1 protein-coding gene and 1 pseudogene are annotated in these 1,037 nt (G+C 63.0%); both read right to left on the bottom strand.

Annotated features, from left to right (window positions below):
• A partial coding sequence (locus AB4Z11_RS32480) for a glutamate carboxypeptidase (RefSeq protein WP_442030408.1) occupies positions 1-839 on the bottom strand: 839 nt, incomplete at its 3' end.
• Between the two features lie 45 nt (positions 840-884).
• Positions 885-1,037: pseudogene (locus AB4Z11_RS32475) on the bottom strand (hypothetical protein); the annotation flags it as partial.

Raw genomic sequence — 1,037 nt, 5'->3', positions numbered from 1 at the left:
ATCACGCGCACATCCGCCTGCATGGACGCGCGGTCCGGAATCACATTGCTGCGATCACCGGATTTGATGACGGTCCAGTTGACCGTGGTGTGCTTGTCCTCATCACCCAGGTCGGACAGCYGCATCAGCTGGTGCGCCGCTTCCTGCGCGGCGTTCTTGCCATCCTTCGACGCCGAACCTGCGTGCGCGGCCTTGCCGGTTACCTCCAGCTCAATTTCGCCGCTACCTTTGCGCGCAACGACCAGTCCATCCGCAGCGCGGCCCGGTTCAAGATTGAAGGCGACGTCGTGTTCCCTCGCCAGTTTTTCGATCAGGGCGCGTGAACCGTGCGAGCCGGTTTCCTCATTCGTGTTGAGGAGGACAGTAATCTTCGCGTAGTCCTTGTAACCTTGCAGGATCTTCAGCGCACCAATGGCGGCCGCGACGCCGCCTTTATCGTCCATGATGCCGGGACCGTAGGCGCGATGGCCCTCAATGCGGAAGGGACGCGAAGCGGCCGTGCCGTCGCCGTAGACGGTATCCAGGTGCGCTACCAGCAGGATGCGGCCCTTGCCCTTGCCGGTGAAGGTCGCCTGAATATTGTGGCCGGATGCAGGCGAAGCTGGGAAGGTTTCGATGCGCGCGCCCAGCTTCTGCAGTTCGGCGGCAGCGAGCGCGCCGACCTTGTCCAGGCCCTTGCCGTTGAAGGAGCCCGAGTCGATATTGACCATGCGGCCCAGCAGCTTCAGCACCTCCGGCTTCGCCTTCTCGGCGCGCGCCAGCAGGGACTTATTCAGCTCGGCGGCCTGCGTGCTGTGGACCAGCGCCAGCGCGGCCAGCGCCGCGGCGACTTTCTTCATTCTGCACATCCTTCCGTAATGAACGATGGGCAGAATAGTAGCGCATCAGCGAGCGATCTCGCTGTAGTGCTTATTCGGCTTCAATCCCTTGACCTTGCGCTGCAGTTGCATCAGGCCATACAGCAGGGCCTCCGGCGTCGGCGGACAGCCGGGAATATAGACGTCCACCGGCACGATGCGGTCGCAGCCGCGCACCAC

It is taken from the genome of Pseudoduganella sp. RAF53_2 (assembly GCF_052113985.1).
Classification (GTDB): domain Bacteria; phylum Pseudomonadota; class Gammaproteobacteria; order Burkholderiales; family Burkholderiaceae_D; genus Rugamonas.
The sequence above is the reverse complement of the archived record's forward strand: the minus strand, read 5'-3'. Positions and strand labels throughout refer to the sequence as shown.